This window comes from Bradyrhizobium sp. CCGUVB23 (genome assembly GCF_024199885.1).
Lineage (GTDB): Bacteria > Pseudomonadota > Alphaproteobacteria > Rhizobiales > Xanthobacteraceae > Bradyrhizobium.
Genome location: NZ_JANADQ010000001.1, coordinates 9,951,086 through 9,967,939, shown reverse-complemented (window position 1 = coordinate 9,967,939; position 16,854 = coordinate 9,951,086). Strand labels below are relative to the sequence as shown.

The window sequence follows — 16,854 nt, the reverse complement described above, 5'->3', positions numbered from 1 at the left end:
GTTCCGCGACGGGGAAGCGGACCCTCTCATCGAGCGGTTCGTGCGCCTCATCGCCTCCCGCAGATATCCTGGAAGGGGCGATGGCCGTCACACTTCACGTTTGCATCACCTGCCGCGCCGGCCAGACGCTGGGCGAAGGCGAAACCACGCCCGGCGCGCGGCTTCATGCCGCGATCCTCGACGCCGGCGTACCCGCGGGCGTCAACCTGGTTCCCGTCGAATGCCTGTCGGCCTGTAGCCAGGGCTGTTCGGTGGCGCTCAGCGCGCCCGGTCGATGGTCCTATGTCTATGGCCGCCTGTCGGATGCCAATGCGAGCGACGTGATCGCAGGCGCTTCGGCTTACGCCGCTGCACCCGACGGCATCGTGCCATGGCGCAGCCGTCCCGAAATCTTTCGCAAGCAATCGCTTGCCCGCATTCCCCCCATCGCCGTCGTGCCGGAGGCCGCCGAATGAACACGCTCGCAAAAGTTCCGGTCACGGTCGTCACGGGCTTTCTGGGATCAGGCAAGACGACGCTGATCCAGCATCTGATCACCAATGCCAACGGCAAAAAGCTCGCGGTGCTCGTCAACGAGTTCGGCAGTGAAGGCGTCGACGGCGAGATCCTGAAATCCTGCGCGGATGCCAATTGTCCGGAGGAGAACATCGTCGAGCTCGCCAATGGCTGCATCTGCTGCACCGTGGCCGACGATTTCATTCCGGCGATGGAGCAACTGCTCGCGCGCCGGGTGAGGCCGGACCACATCCTGATCGAAACGTCGGGGCTGGCCCTGCCGAAGCCGCTGCTGAAAGCGTTCGACTGGCCGGAGATCCGCTCGCGGATCACGGTCGATGGCGTGATCGCGCTGGCGGATGCCGAGGCGGTCGCGGCCGGCCGCTTCGCGCCGGACCCGGATGCTGTTGAGGCACAGCGTGCGGCCGACGCGAATCTCGATCACGAGACGCCGCTGTCGGAGGTGTTCGAGGACCAGATCGCCTGCGCCGATATCGTGCTGCTCACCAAGGCTGACCTTGCGGGCGCGGAAGGGCTCGAAGCGGCGAAGGCGGTGATATCCGCCGAGATGCCGCGTCCGGTGCCGATGCTCCCCGTGGTCGACGGCGCGGTCGATCTGCGCGTGATCCTCGGCCTGGAAGCCGCGGCCGAAGATGACCTCGCCGCGCGCCCATCCCATCACGATGGCGAGGACGAGCACGAACACAACGATTTCAACTCCGTCGTGATCGATCTGCCTGAGGTCGTCGACGTCGAGGCGCTGATCGCCTCGGTGCAGCGGCTGGCGCGTGAGCAGAACGTGCTGCGCGCAAAAGGCTATATCGCGGTCAAGGGCAAGCCGATGCGGTTGTTGCTGCAATCGGTTGGCGAGCGGGTGCGGCACCAGTTCGATCAGCCCTGGGGCCTGCGTCCCCGGCAATCCAGGCTGGTCGTGATCGGCGAGCACGGCGATATCGACGAGGCCGCGATCAAGGCAGGGCTTGGAATGTCAGGGCTTGGCATCTGATGCACGTCGTCTTCCGCGAGAGCCGTGGTCTGGAGGAGACCGCGACGCCAAGGGACATCGGCCAGGATCCGGCCGATCTCGTGGTGCTCTCGTTCTCGGACTCGGATCTCGCCGCGTTCGCGGCTGGCTGGCGGCGCGGCCGCGAAAACCTGCCGTCGCTGCGGCTCGCCAATCTGGCCGAGCTGCGTCATCCGCTGTCGGTCGACACCTATATCGAGCGGACGCTGTCGCAAGCGCGCGGCATTCTGGTGCGCCTGATCGGCGGCGAGTCCTATTGGGCCTACGGGCTCGCGGCGCTCCAGCAACTGGCGAAGGAGCGCGGCATCGCGCTTGCCGTGTTGCCGGCGGATGGCCGCGATGATGAACGGCTGGATGCGTTCTCGACCTTGCCGGTCTCGACGCTCAGGCGGCTGAAAGTGCTCTGCGACAAGGGCGGACCGGTCGCTGCACAAGCCGCGATCGCCCAGCTTGCGCTGGCCTCGGGTCTCTATGCCGGGCCAGTGGTTGGAGAGATCGAGGTTCCCGAGATTGGTTTCTACGAGCCGAGGCGCGGTGTTGTCGCGTCGCTGCCTGATCCCGATGAAGAACCTCGTGCGCTCGTTACCTTTTACCGCTCTTATCTCACGGCCGCCGATACTGCCCCGGTCGATGCGCTAATCGCAATGCTCCGCGAGAGGGGCTTTGATGCCTGGGGGTTGTTCGTGACCTCACTAAAGGCGCCGGGCGTGGCCGATTGGCTGCGCGCGCACTTTGCGCAGCATCCGCCCGCCGCTATCGTCAATGCGACCGCGTTCTCCGCCGTTGGCGACGACGGCACGACGCCGTTCGATGCCGCATCGTGTCCTGTGTTCCAGGTCGCGCTCTCCACGGCAAGGCGCGAGGACTGGGCTGACTCTCTGCGCGGGCTCTCGCCGGGCGATCTGGCGATGCATGTCGTGCTCCCGGAGGTCGACGGCCGCGTGTTCGCGGGCGTGGTGAGCTTCAAGTCGGCTGGCGAGCGCGATCCTGACTTGCAGTTTGCGCACCTGGCGCATCGGCCGGATGACGAGCGTGTCGCCGCCGTCGTTGCGCGCGTGGTGGCCTGGCAGAAGCTCGCGCAGGAGCCGGCGGGCGAGAAGCGGCTGGCGATCGTGCTTTCCAACTATCCCGGTCGACCGCACCAGATTGCCCACGCGGTCGGGCTCGATGCGCTCGCCTCCGTTGAAGTGCTGCTCGCCGATCTCGGCAAGGTCGGCTTTGACGTCGAACCGCTGAGTGCGCTCGGCGATGTCTTGCTGAAGCAAGACTTGACGTGGAGTGTCGCCGACTATCGAGCCACGCTCTCCCGCCTTCCGGGGGCATTGCAGGATGACCTCGAGCGCGCCTGGGGAGCGCCAGAGGACGATCCGAACTGTCGTGGCGGCAAATTTCATTTCGCGGCGATCAAAAGCGGCAAGACGATCATCGCGGTGCAGCCGGAGCGCGGTGAGGTCAGTCACCGTGATGCCGACTATCACGATCTTTCGCGCACGCCGCGCCATGCCTATGTCGCATTTTATCTCTGGCTGCGGCAGCAGGGCTTCGCCGCCGTCGTGCACATGGGCGCGCATGGCACGCTGGAATGGCTGCCGGGGAAATCCGTGGCGCTGTCGTCATCCTGCTGGCCCCAGGCGCTGGTCGGCGATCTGCCTGTCATCTATCCCTTCATCGTCAACGATCCCGGCGAGGCGGCGCAGGCCAAGCGGCGCACGGGCGCGGTCACGATCGGCCATCTGCCGCCGCCACTGGCGAAGTCCGCGGTGCCGGAGGCCTTGCGCCGGCTCGAGCAACTGCTGGACGAATATTCGACCGCTGACGGTCTTGATCCCGCCCGCCGGCAACGCCTGATCGCCGAGATCCGCGACGAGGCACGCGCCGCCGGCCTCGACGCCGATCTCGGTCTTGCCGCGTCGGCTGCGCCGGCCGAAGCAATTCCGCGCATCGATCGCTTCGTCTGCGATCTCAAGGAAAGCCAGTTCGGCGACGGCCTGCATGTGTTCGGTCGTGGAACTTGTGGCGAAGCAGAGAGGGACGCGCTCATCGCGGCCTTGTCCGGCCGGCGCGTCGCGCCGGGGCCTGCGGGCTCGCCCTATCGCGGGCGCCACGACGTGCTGCCGACCGGGCGCAATCTGTTCGCCGTCGATCCCCGCGCCGTGCCGACTCCGTCGGCTCATGCGCAAGGCATCAAGCTTGCGGAAGAACTGTTGCGTCGTCACTTGCAGGATCATGGCGAGTGGCCGAAGGGACTCGTGGTCGATCTCTGGGGCTCCGCGACCATGCGTACCGCCGGTGAAGAGTTCGCCATGGCGCTGCATCTCGCCGGCCTCGCGCCGCGCTGGGATCATGCCTCGGGGCGCGTGACCGGCTATGACATTATCGCGCCGGCCGAGCTCGGCCGTCCCCGCATCGACGTCACGCTGCGCGTGTCCGGCTTGTTCCGCGACGTCTTCGCGGGCCTCGCGCAATTGTTCGAGGCGGCCAGCGAGGCGCTCTCGACGCGCGACGACGAGGGTGACGAAAATCCCTATCGCACACGCGCCGCACGCGTGTTCGGACCGCGTCCCGGACAGTATGGCGTCGGCCTGTCCTCGATACCGGATGTCTTCACCGAGGACTCACGTGCGGCGGCTGGCGAGGCCTGGCTATCGGCGTCATCCTGGTCGTTGTCATCAGAGGGCGAGATGCGGCAGAATCGCGCCGGCATCGAGACGAGGCTCGCCGCTGCCGACGCCTTCGTCCATGTGCAGGATCTGCCCGAGACAGACCTGCTGCTCGCCGCCGACTATGCCGCGCATGAGGCAGGCGTTGCGGCTGCGGCGGCCAAGTTAGGTGCTGCCGCGCCATCGCTCTATCACCTCGATGCGACGCGGCCCGACCAGCCGCAGGCGCGCGCGCTGACGGAAGAGATCTCGCGGGTCGTCCGCGCCCGCGCCGCCAATCCCGACTGGATCGCCGGCATGATGCGCCACGGTTTTCGTGGCGCGGCGGAGATCACAGCGACGCTCGAGCACATGGCTGCATTCGCCCATCTTGCCGGTGCCGTGCCGCCGCATCTGTTCGATCTCTACTATGATGCGACACTCGGCAATGACGAGGTTCGTGCGTTCATGGCACGGGAAAATCCGGCCGCATTGGCTGCGATCGAAACCTGCTTCACTCGACTGCACGAAGCCGCCCTCTGGAAGACGCGCCGCAACTCGATTGCGGCGGCGCTGAAGGAGGCCTCATGAGCGCGGTCGCGATCAAGGGCTGGTGTCCGGGCGCGCTACGGCCGATGTTGTCGGGCGATGGCCTCGTGGTTCGTGTGCGCCCGCATGGCGGACGGCTGGCGGCGACGCAGGCGGCCGGCATTGCCGAGCTTGCCGCGCGCCATGGCAATGGCCTGATCGACGTCACCAGCCGGGCCAATCTTCAAGTGAGGGGCGTGACCGAGACGGCGCATCTGCCTCTGCTCGACGGGCTCGCGCAGTTGGGCCTGCTCGATGCCGATCCGGGGACCGAATCGCGGCGCAATATTCTGGTGACGCCATTCTGGAACGTCGGCGACGACACCTGCTTGCTCGCCGATGAACTCGAACAGGCCCTTGCCGACAGCGCGCTCGATCTTCCGACCAAGTTCGGTTTTGCTATTGATGATGGGCGCGAGCGCTTGCTGGCCGGCGCATCCGCGGACGTCCGGATCGAGCGCGATCGCGCTGGTGAACTTGTCGTGCGCGCTGATGGTGCGGAGCTCGGTCGCCCCGCTGCGCGCGGAGAAGCTGTGGCCGCGGCGCTAGCACTGGCAGAGTGGTTCATGGCATCCGGCGGAGCCAAGGGTGGGCGAGGGCGGATGGCGGCGCATATCGCTGCCGGCGCGAGACTGCCTGAGGGCTTGCGCGGCGACGCCGAGCCCGCGGCAGCGGCAGTTGGGCCACGTCCTGGTCTTTATCCGCACGGCGCGATCTTGGGTGTCGCGTTCGGCCAGTTGCCGCATGCGGCGCTCGATTACCTCGCGTCATGTGCGCCGGCGCTGCGGATGACGCCATGGCGGATGATTGTGGCGGAGGGTATGCGCGAGATGCCGGGCGGTGAAGGCCTCATCACCGAGGCCGACGATCCCGCGTTGCGTGTGATCGCCTGTAGCGGCGCGCCGCGCTGCCGCGAGGCACATGCCGACACCCGCGCGCTCGCGGCCACGCTCGCGCCGCACATCGCGCCCGATGCACGGCTTCATGTCTCCGGATGTGCTAAGGGTTGCGCGCATTCCGGTCCGGCAGCAGTGACACTTGTTGCAACTCGCGACGGATTTGACCTCGTGCGGTGCGGCTCGACCCGCGATATGCCGGTGCTGCGTGGTCTGAGCAGCGCTGAGATCGTCAAAAATCCCTCCGTGCTGATGGGAGGGCGATGATGGCGCACGTGTACGAGACCGACGGCGCAGCGATCTATCGGCAGTCCTTTGCCACCATCCGTGCGGAAGCGGACCTCGCGCGCTTCACCGCGGACGAGGAGCAGGTCGCCGTTCGCATGATTCATGCCGCCGGGATGGTGGGGCTCGAGGCCCATATCCGCTTCACGCCGGGCATGGCGCGCGTCGCGCGCGCGGCGCTCGAGGGCGGCGCGCCGATCCTGTGCGACGCGCGCATGGTGTCGGAAGGAATCACGCGCGCGCGGTTACCGGCCGGCAACGCCGTCATTTGCACCCTCGGCGATCCTGCCGTCCCGACGCTTGCACAGGCCATGCGCAATACGCGCTCGGCGGCGGCCCTCGAACTCTGGCGGCCGCATCTGGAAGGCGCGATCGTCGCGATCGGCAACGCGCCGACCGCGCTGTTTCACCTGCTCAACATGCTGGAGGACGAAGACTGTCCACGGCCGGCGGCGATCATCGGCTGTCCGGTCGGCTTCGTCGGTGCGGCCGAATCCAAGGCGGCCTTGATGGCGAATCCGCCGGCGCCGGCATTGACTGTCGAGGGACGCCTCGGCGGCTCGGCGATCACCGTTGCCGCCGTGAACGCGCTGGCGAGCCGGAGCGAATAGAGATGGGACGTATCATCTGTTGCGGCCTTGGGCCTGGTGATCCCGACCTGATGAGCGTGCGCGCCGACCGCGAGGTGCGGGCAGCACGGCACGTCGCCTATTTCCGCAAGAAAGGCCGCCCGGGCCAGGCGCGGCGCATCGTCGAGGCCATGCTCGCAGGTGACGTCACCGAATATCCGATGGAATATCCGGTTACGACCGAGATCGCGTTCGATAGTCCTGAATATGTGCGCCTGCTCGCCGGATTCTACGACGAATGGGCTGAGCGGCTGGCGCGGCTGGCACGCGCGGTTGACGTCGTCGTGCTCTGCGAGGGTGATCCTTACTTCTACGGCTCCTTCATGCACCTGCACGCACGCCTGCAGGGGCGCGTCGAGATCGAGGTGATCGCCGGCATTCCCGGCATGGCCGGCTGCTGGAACGCGGTCGGCCAGCCGATCGCGCTCGGCGACGACGTGACGACGGTCCTGATGGGGACGCTGGCCGAGGACGAGCTTGAGCAGCGGATGTGCAATTCCGATGCGCTCGTCATCATGAAAACTGGACGCAATTTGCAGAAGGTGCGGCGTGCCCTTGCGTCGGCCGGCAGGCTCGACGATGCCTGGCTGGTCGAGCGCGGCACCATGCCGGGCGAGCGCGTTGCGCGGCTCGCCGAGATCGACGAATCCGACTGTCCTTATTTCGCGATCGTGCTGGTGCACGGGCGGGGGCGGCGCATGGACGCCGGCGAATGACGGGAACGCTGACCATTGCGGGACTTGGGCCCGGCGACGAGGCGCTGGTGACGCCGGAAGTCTCCGCAGCGCTCGCGGCTGCGACTGATGTGGTGGGCTACGCGCCTTATGTCGCGCGCGTCGCAGCCCGCGATGGTCTCACGCTGCATCCGTCGGACAACCGCGTGGAGCTTCAGCGTGCGAGCGAGGCGCTGCGTCTCGCAGCCGAGGGACGAAGCGTCGTCGTGGTGTCCTCGGGAGATCCCGGCGTGTTCGCGATGGCGTCGGCCGTGTTCGAGGCGCTTGAACAGGCGCCACAATGGCGAGAGCTTCCGATCCGCGTGCTGCCCGGTGTGACCGCGATGCTGGCCGCGGCTGCGCGCGCTGGCGCGCCGCTCGGCCATGATTTCTGCGCGATCAATCTCTCCGACAATCTCAAGCCCTGGGCGGCGATCGAGAAGCGCCTGCGCCTTGCGGCGGAGGCCGATTTCGCGATCGCGCTCTACAATCCGCGCTCGGCGAGCCGGCCGGAAGGTTTTGGCCGCGCGCTCGCGGTGCTGAAGGAGGCGGGCTGCGGCGAAAGGCTGGTGATCTTCGCCCGCGCGATCAGTGCGCCGGACGAGCGAATCGAGACAGTCGCGCTGAACGAGGCGACGCCCGAGATGGCCGACATGCGCACGCTCGTGATCGTCGGCAATTCGCAGACACGCCGTGTCGGCCGGTGGGTCTATGCGCCGAGGCAGGCCCGATGACCGAGCCAGGCCATGACCTCGACCACGCTTTCCACCCGCGGCCGCTCGGGCAGTTGCGGTCGCGAGATCATGATGACGGGCAAGTCGAGCGCGCGGCCTGCGTCGATCTTGGCGCGCGCGCCATCGCCGCCGGAATTGCGGGCGACGATCCATGCGATGCGGCGCGATTGCAGCATCTCCAGCTCGCTTTTAAGCGTGAACGGCCCGCGCGATACGATGACATCGGCTTCGAACGGCAGCGCGCCCTCAGGCGGGTCGACGAACCTGAGCGTATAGGCGTGCTGCGGCCTCTCGCTAAACGGCGCGATATGCTGCCGGCCGATCGCGAGGAAGATGCACGCCGGCGTCTCGGGCAGGGCTGCGACTGCGGCGGCGATATCCGCGACCTCGATCCAGTGATCTCCGGCCGCTTTAACCCAGGGTGCGCGTTCGAGCGCGACCAGCGGCGTCTCCGTTTCTGTGCAGGCCGCGACCGCATTGCGGCTCATCTCGGCCGCAAAGGGATGGGTGGCGTCGACGACATGCGTGATGCCCTTCTGCCGGATGTAGTCCGCAAGTCCGCTCACGCCGCCGAAGCCGCCGGTGCGGGTCGGCAGCGGCTGACCGGCAGGCGCGCTGGTGCGACCGCCGTAGGAATAGATCGCATCGAGGCCGGCGCGCGCGATTTCCGCGGCAAGCGCGTTCGCATCACTCGTTCCGCCCAGAATGAGGGCGCGCGTCATGGCTGATCCCTGGCTGACCATCATCGGTATCGGCGAAGATGGCCTTGCCGGCCTCTCCGAGGCAAGCCGAAAGGCGCTTGCCAGGGCCGAGACCGTGTTCGGCGGCGAGCGCCATCTTGCGCTGGCAGGCATAACCGATCGCGGCCGCCCGTGGCCAGTGCCGTTCGATGCAGATGTCGTGCTGGATTGCCGCGGCCGGCCCACCGCGGTGCTTGCGTCCGGCGATCCGTTCTGGCACGGCGCCGGCGCCAGCCTCGCCGAGAGGCTGGAAGCGGGCGAGTGGATCGCGCATTCCGCGCCTTCGACGTTCTCGCTGGCTGCGGCGAGATTGGGCTGGCGAGTCGAATCTTGCATATGCGTTGCGCTCCATGCCGCGCCGTTCGAGCGTCTGGTGCCACATCTGGCAGATGGTGCGCGGATCATCTGCCTCGTGCGCGACGGCAAGGCGGCCAGCGATCTCGCGAGCTGGTTGACGGAGCGAGGCTGGGGCGCGTCGGCGTTCCGGACCCTCTCAGCGCTCGGCGGGCAGCGCGAGCGTATCAGGTCGCACCAAGCGGACGCCTATGCAGCCGAGCCTGGCGACCTGGTCGCGGTCGCGCTGGAGGCGAGGGGACCGAATGGGATTCCCCGCAGCTCCGGCCTTGCGGACGATCTCTTCCTGCATGACGGTCAGATCACCAAGCGGCCGATACGTGCGCTGGCTTTGTCCGCGCTGGCGCCGCGTCCGGGCGAACGCCTCTGGGACATCGGGGCGGGCTCGGGTTCGATCTCGGTGGAATGGGCCTTGTGCGGCGGCGCGGCGATTGCGATCGAGGCGCGCGAGGATCGTGCCGCGAACCTCCGCAGCAATGCCGCGGCTTTCGGACTGGCGCATCGGATCGCCGTGATCGTAGGAGCTGCGCCCGGCGCAACGGCGGGCCTTGAGACGCCCGACGCCGTGTTCATCGGCGGCGGCCTCGATGCCGCGATGTTCGATGCTATCTGGTCGCAGATTGCGCAGGGCACGCGGCTGGTTGCTCATGCCGTGACGCTGGAGACGGAAACGTTGCTGGTGGAGCTGAACCAGCGCCATGGCGGCGAATTGATGCGGGTCGAGATTGCGCATGCGGGCCCGTTGGGACGCTATCGATCCTGGGACGCGGCGCGGCCGGTCGTGCAATGGAGCGTGGCGCGATGAAGGTCGCTGGGCTCGGCTTCAAGCACGACGTTACCCTTGCTGCGCTGCGCGAGGCACTTCTCGCCGCGGGCGGCGTGGAAGGTCTCGCGGCTGTTGCAACAGTCAGCGACAAGGCGGACAGCCCGGCGCTGAAGTTGCTGGCGGGCGAATTCGACGTGCCGATCAAGGCCATTTCCGCCGACATGCTCGCCGGCATCGCGACGCCGACGCAGTCAAAACTCATCCAGGAAAAGTTCGGCACTGGATCGGTGGCGGAAGCCGTCGCGCTTGCGGCCGCCGGCCGTGGCGCGCGACTGATTGCGACGCGCGTGGTTTCGCAGGACCGGACCGCGACCGCGGCGATTGCGGAGGGAGACGGCGAATGACCGTGCATTTCATTGGGGCGGGGCCGGGCGCCGCCGATCTCCTCACCTTGCGTGGGCGTGATCTGATCGCGGCCTCGCCGGTGTGCCTCTATGCGGGCTCGCTCGTGCCAGAAGGCGTTCTGGCGCACTGCCCGAAGGGCGCGCGGATCGTCAACACGGCGCCGCTGTCGCTCGACGAGATCATCGCCGAGATCGCCAACGCGCATGGAGAAGGCAAGGATGTCGCGCGGCTACATTCGGGCGACCTCTCGGTCTGGTCGGCGATGGGCGAGCAATTGCGCCGCCTGCGCGCGCTCGGCATTCCCTTCACCGTCACACCGGGTGTGCCGTCCTTCGCGGCGGCCGCCGCTGCGCTGGAGGCCGAGCTGACGCTGCCGGGGCTTGCGCAATCGGTGGTGCTGACGCGGACACCGGGACGCGCGAGCGCGATGCCAGATGGCGAGAAGCTTGCTGCGTTCGCCGCGACCGGCGCGGTGCTCGCGATCCATCTCTCGATTCATCTGCTCGACAAGGTGATCGCCGAGTTGACGCCGCACTATGGCGCGGACTGTCCGGTGGCGATCGTCTGGCGCGCGAGCTGGCCGGACCAGCGCATCGTCCGCGCTACGCTCGCCACGCTCGATGCGGCCGTCGGCGCCGAGCTCGAACGTACCGCGCTCATCCTGGTCGGCAAAACACTCGGCTCGGAGGAGTTCTCCGAGAGCCGTCTTTACGCCGCCGACTACGATCGCCGCTACCGGCCGGTCGGACCGGCGCCGCGCTTTCCGGAGGCATCGTGATGGCGGCAGGTCTCGTCATTTCCGCGCCGGCTTCCGGCGTCGGCAAGACGACGCTGACGCTGGCGCTCGCACGCGCCTATCGCGATCGCGGCCTCAAGGTGCAGTGCTTCAAGAGCGGCCCTGACTACATCGATCCCGCCTTTCACGCGGCGGCCACGGGACGCGCCTCCGTCAACATCGACAGCTGGGCGATGGATCGTGCGAGCATCGAACATCTCGTCAGCCGCGGCGCGAACGCCGATCTCATACTGGCCGAGGGCTCAATGGGCCTGTTCGACGGCGTTGCCGCGCGGGGCGTCTCGGGTACGGGCGCCACCGCCGACATCGCGGAGATGATGGGCTGGCCCGTGCTGCTGGTGATTGATCCGTCAGGCCAGGCGCAGACGGCAGCTGCAATTGCGACCGGCTTGCGGGATTTCCGCAGCGGTGTACGCCTTGCCGGCGTCGTGCTCAACCGCGTCGCGAGCCCTAGGCATGAGGATCTCGTGCGGCGTGCGTTGAACGATGCCGGCATTGCGGTGTTCGGCGCGTTGCCGCGCCATGCCGAGATCAGCCTGCCGAAGCGGCATCTCGGCCTGGTGCAAGCCGAAGAGCAGGCGGAGATCGGAACCCTGATCGATGAAGCGGCGCGCTTTGTCAGTGAGCACGTCGATCTGGACGCTGTGCGGCGGGCGGCGTCGGCATGGTCGGCGCAACCAGCCACGATTGGGCTCAACGTCACGCCGCCGGGCCAGCTCATCGCGCTGGCGCGCGACGCCGCGTTTTCATTCGTCTATCCGCATATGCTCGAGGCCTGGCGCGCCGCCGGTGCGGAGATCCTCCCGTTCTCGCCGCTCGCCGATGAGGGACCCGATGCAAGCGCCGATGTGTGCTGGCTGCCCGGCGGTTATCCCGAACTGCATGCCGGCCAGCTCGCAGTGAATGCGCGCTTTCGCGAGCGCATGCGCGACTTCGCCGAGACGCGGCCGGTCCATGGCGAATGCGGCGGCTACATGGTGATGGGCGCGGCCCTGACCGATGCCGACGGCGCGCGGCACGAGATGCTTGGCCTCCTGGGCCTGGAGACGAGCTTTGCCAAGCGTCGCATGCATCTCGGCTATCGTCTTGCCGAGCTCGCGGCACCAATGCCGGGACGTCAGCCGGGCGCGCGCCTGCGCGGTCATGAATTCCATTATTCGACGATTCTCGCGCAGCCTGATGTACCGCTTGCGATCGTGCGTGACGCGACAGGCGCTGTTGTCGCGGAGACAGGATCGCGGCGCGGGCATGCGACGGGTACTTTCTTTCACCTGATTGCGGAGGACCGGTGAGCGGCTTCGTCTCCTTCATCTCCGCCGGTCCCGGCGATCCCGAGCTTTTGACGCTCAAGGGCGCCGCGCGGCTGCGCGGGGCCGACGTCATCCTCTATGACGATCTCGCGTCCGGCGCGATCCTCGAGCTTGCCCGGCCCGGGGCCAATCTGGTGGCGGTCGGAAAACGCGCTGGCCGGCCCTCGACCAAGCAGCAGCACGTCAACCGCCTGCTGGTCGATTATGCGGCGACCGGTGCGCGCGTGGTGCGGCTGAAATCCGGCGATGCCGGCATCTTCGGCCGGCTCGAGGAGGAGATCGAGACGCTTCGGGCGTCGGGGATCGGCTACGAGATCGTGCCCGGCGTCACCTCGGCCTGCGTCGCGGCGGCTCAAGCCGGCATCCCCCTGACCCGGCGAAACACCGCGCGCCGGGTGCAGTTCGTGACCGGGGCCGACGTGACCGGACAGTTGCCGCAAAATCTGAACTGGGCGGCGCTGGCCGACCCGGACGCGACGACGGTGGTCTATATGGGCCGGCGCACGTTTCCGGATCTGGCCGCAAAGCTGATCGCGCATGGTCTTTCGCCGGAAACGCCAGCGCTGTTTGCGGAATCCCTGGGCCGCGTCGATGAGCGGCTCGTCCGGACCACGATCGCAAGGCTCGCCGAAGAGCTCACGCAGGCCGCGCCCGCGACCACGGCCGCCGTCATCCTGTTTGGCGCATTGGCGGGAGAATCTTCGTGATGATGCCCGTGGCCGCCGTTCGACCCTTGACGCCCGGCTTGCGAAAGGGGCACACAAGAGGGGCATGGTGCTCGATGCGGCGCAAAGCGCCGGAGCATAATCGGGAATGGGGGTGGGCGGACCCAGTTGCGGCGCCCCAAACCCCAGCCGCCCCCGCGACTGTAAGCGGTGAGGGGCTCCGATCCGCCACTGGGCCGCAAGGCCCGGGAAGGCCGGAGATCCCCTTCGATCCGCGAGCCAGGAGACCGGCCCTGCACGTTTGGACGCCAAGGCCGTCGGGTGTGACGGCAGGAAGGACTTGAACCATGCATATCGAACCCGGAATCGTGACGGGCGCCAAGCTCGTGTTGAGTTACGCAACCGGCATCGCCGCGGGCGGCGTTGCGCTGAAGCTCGCGGCCGAGACCGTGCGCGAGCAGGGCATCAGCTCGTTCGCGGTGCGGACGGCTGCGACGACCGCGCTGGTCTTCACCTTCTTCGAGATCCTGCCGCACTTCCCGGTCGGGGTCTCCGAGGTGCACTTCATCCTCGGCTCGACCCTGTTCCTGCTGTTCGGTGCGGCACCGGCAGCCCTTGGTCTCTCGCTTGGCCTCCTGCTGCAAGGCCTGTTCTTCGTGCCTACTGACCTGCCGCAATATGGCATGAACGTCACCACGCTCTTGGTGCCTCTGTTCGCCATCCAGGCGCTCGCGACCCGCATCATTCCCCGCAACACGGCCTATGTCGACCTGCAGTATCGTCAGGCGCTGGCGCTCTCGACGGCGTATCAGTCGGGCATCATCGCCTGGGTTGCGTTCTGGGCCATCTACGGTTCGGGCTTCGGCGCGACCAACCTCGCCAACATCGCGACCTTTGCCGCGTCCTATGCGCTGGTCATCGTGATCGAGCCGCTCGCCGATCTCGCGGTGCTGGCGCTGGCAAAGTCGCTGCGCGGCGTCACCGCGCCCGGTCTCGTCACCCCGCGCCTGCACAACGCGGCGTAGAGATGATTTGAAGGGCGGCCGTCATAGCCGCCCTTCACACTCGTGATGCTCACACTTTCCCTGATAGGTATCGGTTGCGGCGATCCCGAGCAGCTCACGCTCGCCGCGATCCGTGCCATCAACGCGGCCAATCTCGTTCTGATCCCGCGCAAGGGAGCGCAGAAGTCCGATCTCGCCGACCTGCGGCGGACGATTTGTGCCGATGTACTCACCAACAAAGAGACGCGGATCGCGGAGTTCGACTTGCCGGTGCGTAACGCGGGCGAGGCTGATTACTGCAGGGGCGTCGACGACTGGCACGATGCGGTCGCGGCAGCCTGGTCGCGGGAGATTGCGCAGCATCTCGGACGCGAGGGCCGAGTCGCGCTGCTGATCTGGGGCGATCCCTCGCTCTATGACTCCTCTTTGCGGATCGCGCGACGGCTTGATCCTTTGCCCGCGATCGAAGTCATCCCCGGCATCACCTCGATCCAGGCGCTGTGCGCGGCGCATGCGCTGCCGCTGAACGATATCGGCGAGCCTTTTCTGGTCACGACAGGGCGGCGACTGCGCGAAGGCGGCTGGCCTGACGGCACCGGCACCGTGGTGGTGATGCTAGACGGCGCCACGGCATTTCAGTCGCTCGATCCGCAAGGCCTGCTGATCTGGTGGGGCGCCTATCTCGGCATGCCCGATCAGATCGTCATGTCGGGTGCATTGGCCGAGATCGGTCCCCGCATCGTCGCGGCACGGCAGGAGGCGCGCGAACGGCACGGCTGGATCATGGACAGCTACATTCTCAAACGCAGAGCGTGACGCGACCGCGGTCGCGTGAACGGAGGCAGGACGACATGCTCCCCAATTGGGTCTACGAGAAATGCCCTGATATCTCGACCGCGCATCGCGAGGCGGCGATGGCGCGGCAGGCGCAACTGACCAAGCCGACCGGCGCGCTCGGACGGCTCGAGCAGGTCGCGATCGACCTCGCGGGCCTGCAGGAAACGGAGCAGCCGAGGGCCGCTCGCGTGCCGATCATCGTGTTTGCCGGCGATCACGGCATCGTCGACCAGGGTGTCTCCGCCTATCCGCAGGAAGTCACGATCGCGATGATGTCGAACTTCGCCGCGGGCGGCGCTGCGATCTCGGTGCTGGCGCGCGAACTGGGCTCAAGTCTCGAGGTCGTCGATGCCGGCTCGCTGGCGCAGTCGGAAGTCGCGGGGATCGTCGCGGACAAGCCGCGCTGCGGCACCCGCGATTTCAGCGTGGAAGCTGCGCTGGAGCCGGCGGAGCTCGCGTTTGCGTTTGAATGCGGACAGCGCGCGGTGGCGCGTGCGGCGGCGAAGCAGCCAGACCTTCTGATCCTCGGCGAGATGGGTATCGGCAACACCACGACATCGGCGGCGATCGCAGCGAGCCTGCTTGGCGTGAGCGCCGACGAAATCGCGGGCAGCGGCACCGGTGTCGATGCGGCAGGGCGTGCACGCAAGGCGCGCGTGATCGACGCTGCGCTTGCGCGGCATGGCCTGACGAATTCGAGTGCATCGCCGGAGCAAGTGCTCCGCACGGTCGGCGGCCTCGAAATTGCGGCGATCTGCGGCGCCATCATCGCGGCCGCGCAGCGGCGCGTTCCAACCTTGATCGACGGCTTCATCGTCTCAGTCGCTGCGCTGGCGGCCGCGCGGCTTAATCCGTCATGTCAGCCGTTCCTGCTGCCGTCGCATCAGTCGGCAGAGCAGGGGCATCGCCTCGTGCTTCGTGCGCTGAACGTTCAGCCGCTGGTTAGCCTTGATCTCAGGCTCGGGGAGGGATCGGGCGCGGCGATCGCGCTGCCGCTGGTGCGGCTCGCCTGCGCCCTGCACAATGGCATGGCAACGTTCGCGCAGGCCAATGTTCCGGATCGTCCGGCCTAATAGGGCTCAAGCGATCGACTGGTTGACCGAGACGACGCGCCAGCCGTTCGCCAGCCGGTCGATGCGGGTGAGCGAGAGCGGATCAATCGCAAAGCGCAAGGCCGCTTGTGGGGCGAGGTCGAGCGCGATGCACAGCGCGGCGCGGATCGTGCCGGAATGGACGATGAGGATTGCTGATCCTCTTTCGATGCGGTGGAGGCCTTCGCGGGTTCTGGCGATTTGATCTTCAAAGCTTTCGCCGCCAGGGGGCTTTGAGCCCGCCGGGTCGGCCCAGAATCTTGCATAGGCGTCGCCGCCCGCAGCGGCGAGTTCATCGTGACGTCGTCCGGTCCATTCGCCAAAATCCTGCTCGCTGAAGGCGGGCACGAGGATCGGATCAAGCCCGAGTGCGCGTGCCGTGTCGACGGTTCGTCGTGCCGGGCTCGCATAGCTCGCGGCCCTCTCCGGCAAACACCGCCGCAGCGCGTCGAGGCGCGTCCGGTCGCTGAAATCGGCCGGCGCATCCATGGCGTGGATCGTCCCCGCAACGCCATCGACGACCGCATGCCGTACCAGCCAGAGGAAGGTGTCTCCTTCCATTCAACGTCTCCAAGATGTTTCCACTGCTGCGACAAGAACGCCATACCTCTTCACATTGACTCCGTCCCGGACTTAATCCTAGATGCTCGTGACGGTTTCCCCATCGGGGATGAAAAGGGAACGCGGTGCGGGGATTTTTCCCCTATGCCGCGGCTGCCCCCGCAACTGTAAGCGGAGAATCCTTCGTCACTAGCCACTGGGCTCTCGGTCCCGGGAAGGCGGCGAAGAGGTCACGACCCGCGAGCCAGGAGACCTGCCGTCAGCCGTGGTCACACGCGAAGATGTCGGTCGGGGAGTACAGACATTTGGCTTAGCCGGAGGC

17 protein-coding genes and 2 riboswitches are annotated in these 16,854 nt (G+C 67.3%); of the genes, 15 read left to right on the top strand and 2 right to left on the bottom strand.

Going from position 1 to position 16,854, the window contains the following annotated elements:
- Positions 1 to 80: 80 nt before the first annotated feature.
- The 7 genes from NLN62_RS46925 to cobJ are packed head-to-tail and all read left to right on the top strand — an operon-like array spanning position 81 to position 8,003.
- A complete protein-coding gene (locus tag NLN62_RS46925; RefSeq protein WP_027521105.1) occupies positions 81 to 455 on the top strand; it encodes a DUF1636 domain-containing protein in 375 nt (124 codons plus the stop codon).
- Positions 452 to 1,501, top strand: a complete 1,050-nt coding sequence (gene cobW, locus NLN62_RS46920; protein ID WP_027521104.1) for a cobalamin biosynthesis protein CobW — start codon at positions 452 to 454, stop codon at positions 1,499 to 1,501. Before NLN62_RS46925 ends, cobW begins: the two co-directional genes overlap by 4 nt.
- The gene (gene cobN / locus NLN62_RS46915) at positions 1,501 to 4,749 is read left to right on the top strand and encodes a cobaltochelatase subunit CobN (RefSeq protein WP_254113187.1); all 3,249 of its coding nucleotides are present in this window, start codon (positions 1,501 to 1,503) and stop codon (positions 4,747 to 4,749) included. Before cobW ends, cobN begins: the two co-directional genes overlap by 1 nt.
- Positions 4,746 to 5,909: a precorrin-3B synthase gene (gene cobG, locus NLN62_RS46910; RefSeq protein ID WP_254113186.1), complete on the top strand. Its 1,164-nt coding sequence runs from the start codon at positions 4,746 to 4,748 to the stop codon at positions 5,907 to 5,909. The genes cobN and cobG overlap by 4 nt, the downstream gene beginning before the upstream one ends.
- Complete coding sequence (locus NLN62_RS46905) at positions 5,909 to 6,538, top strand: precorrin-8X methylmutase (protein ID WP_254113185.1); 630 nt, start codon at positions 5,909 to 5,911, stop codon at positions 6,536 to 6,538. The genes cobG and NLN62_RS46905 overlap by 1 nt, the downstream gene beginning before the upstream one ends.
- 2 nt (positions 6,539 to 6,540) lie before the next feature.
- On the top strand, positions 6,541 to 7,272 hold the full coding sequence (locus tag NLN62_RS46900; RefSeq protein ID WP_254113184.1) for a precorrin-2 C(20)-methyltransferase: 732 nt from the start codon (positions 6,541 to 6,543) through the stop codon (positions 7,270 to 7,272).
- Complete coding sequence (gene cobJ, locus NLN62_RS46895; protein WP_254113183.1) at positions 7,269 to 8,003, top strand: precorrin-3B C(17)-methyltransferase; 735 nt, start codon at positions 7,269 to 7,271, stop codon at positions 8,001 to 8,003. Before NLN62_RS46900 ends, cobJ begins: the two co-directional genes overlap by 4 nt.
- Here cobJ and NLN62_RS46890 read toward each other — a convergent pair.
- Positions 7,979 to 8,725: a cobalt-precorrin-6A reductase gene (locus NLN62_RS46890; protein WP_254113182.1), complete on the bottom strand. Its 747-nt coding sequence runs from the start codon at positions 8,723 to 8,725 to the stop codon at positions 7,979 to 7,981. The two genes, cobJ and NLN62_RS46890, sit on opposite strands and share 25 nt — an antisense overlap.
- On the opposite strand from NLN62_RS46890, the gene cbiE reads away from it, so the two are divergent.
- From cbiE to cobT, 8 genes are all read left to right on the top strand, one after another.
- Positions 8,724 to 9,902: a precorrin-6y C5,15-methyltransferase (decarboxylating) subunit CbiE gene (gene cbiE / locus NLN62_RS46885; protein WP_254113181.1), complete on the top strand. Its 1,179-nt coding sequence runs from the start codon at positions 8,724 to 8,726 to the stop codon at positions 9,900 to 9,902. The genes NLN62_RS46890 and cbiE overlap by 2 nt on opposite strands.
- Positions 9,899 to 10,267: a cobalamin biosynthesis protein gene (locus NLN62_RS46880; RefSeq protein WP_254113180.1), complete on the top strand. Its 369-nt coding sequence runs from the start codon at positions 9,899 to 9,901 to the stop codon at positions 10,265 to 10,267. The genes cbiE and NLN62_RS46880 overlap by 4 nt, the downstream gene beginning before the upstream one ends.
- Positions 10,264 to 11,046, top strand: a complete 783-nt coding sequence (gene cobM, locus NLN62_RS46875) for a precorrin-4 C(11)-methyltransferase (protein WP_027521095.1) — start codon at positions 10,264 to 10,266, stop codon at positions 11,044 to 11,046. The genes NLN62_RS46880 and cobM overlap by 4 nt, the downstream gene beginning before the upstream one ends.
- Complete coding sequence (locus NLN62_RS46870) at positions 11,046 to 12,356, top strand: cobyrinate a,c-diamide synthase (RefSeq protein ID WP_254113179.1); 1,311 nt, start codon at positions 11,046 to 11,048, stop codon at positions 12,354 to 12,356. The genes cobM and NLN62_RS46870 overlap by 1 nt, the downstream gene beginning before the upstream one ends.
- Positions 12,353 to 13,081 carry a uroporphyrinogen-III C-methyltransferase gene (gene cobA, locus NLN62_RS46865; RefSeq protein WP_254113178.1) on the top strand — a complete coding sequence of 243 codons (729 nt, stop codon included), beginning with the start codon at positions 12,353 to 12,355 and terminating at the stop codon, positions 13,079 to 13,081. The genes NLN62_RS46870 and cobA overlap by 4 nt, the downstream gene beginning before the upstream one ends.
- 48 nt (positions 13,082 to 13,129) lie before the next feature.
- Positions 13,130 to 13,350: riboswitch (cobalamin riboswitch) on the top strand.
- A gap of 36 nt (positions 13,351 to 13,386) precedes the next feature.
- Entirely contained in the window at positions 13,387 to 14,064 is a 678-nt protein-coding gene (locus NLN62_RS46860; RefSeq protein ID WP_254113177.1) for an energy-coupling factor ABC transporter permease, read from the top strand.
- A 45-nt stretch (positions 14,065 to 14,109) separates the two neighbouring features.
- On the top strand, positions 14,110 to 14,859 hold the full coding sequence (gene cobF / locus NLN62_RS46855; protein ID WP_254113176.1) for a precorrin-6A synthase (deacetylating): 750 nt from the start codon (positions 14,110 to 14,112) through the stop codon (positions 14,857 to 14,859).
- 35 nt (positions 14,860 to 14,894) lie between these two features.
- A complete protein-coding gene (cobT, locus tag NLN62_RS46850) occupies positions 14,895 to 15,953 on the top strand; it encodes a nicotinate-nucleotide--dimethylbenzimidazole phosphoribosyltransferase (RefSeq protein WP_027521090.1) in 1,059 nt (352 codons plus the stop codon).
- A 6-nt stretch (positions 15,954 to 15,959) separates the two neighbouring features.
- Here cobT and NLN62_RS46845 read toward each other — a convergent pair whose 3' ends face one another.
- Positions 15,960 to 16,532, bottom strand: a complete 573-nt coding sequence (locus NLN62_RS46845) for a histidine phosphatase family protein (RefSeq protein WP_254113175.1) — start codon at positions 16,530 to 16,532, stop codon at positions 15,960 to 15,962.
- A gap of 75 nt (positions 16,533 to 16,607) precedes the next feature.
- Positions 16,608 to 16,808, top strand: a riboswitch (cobalamin riboswitch).
- Positions 16,809 to 16,854 lie beyond the last annotated feature (46 nt).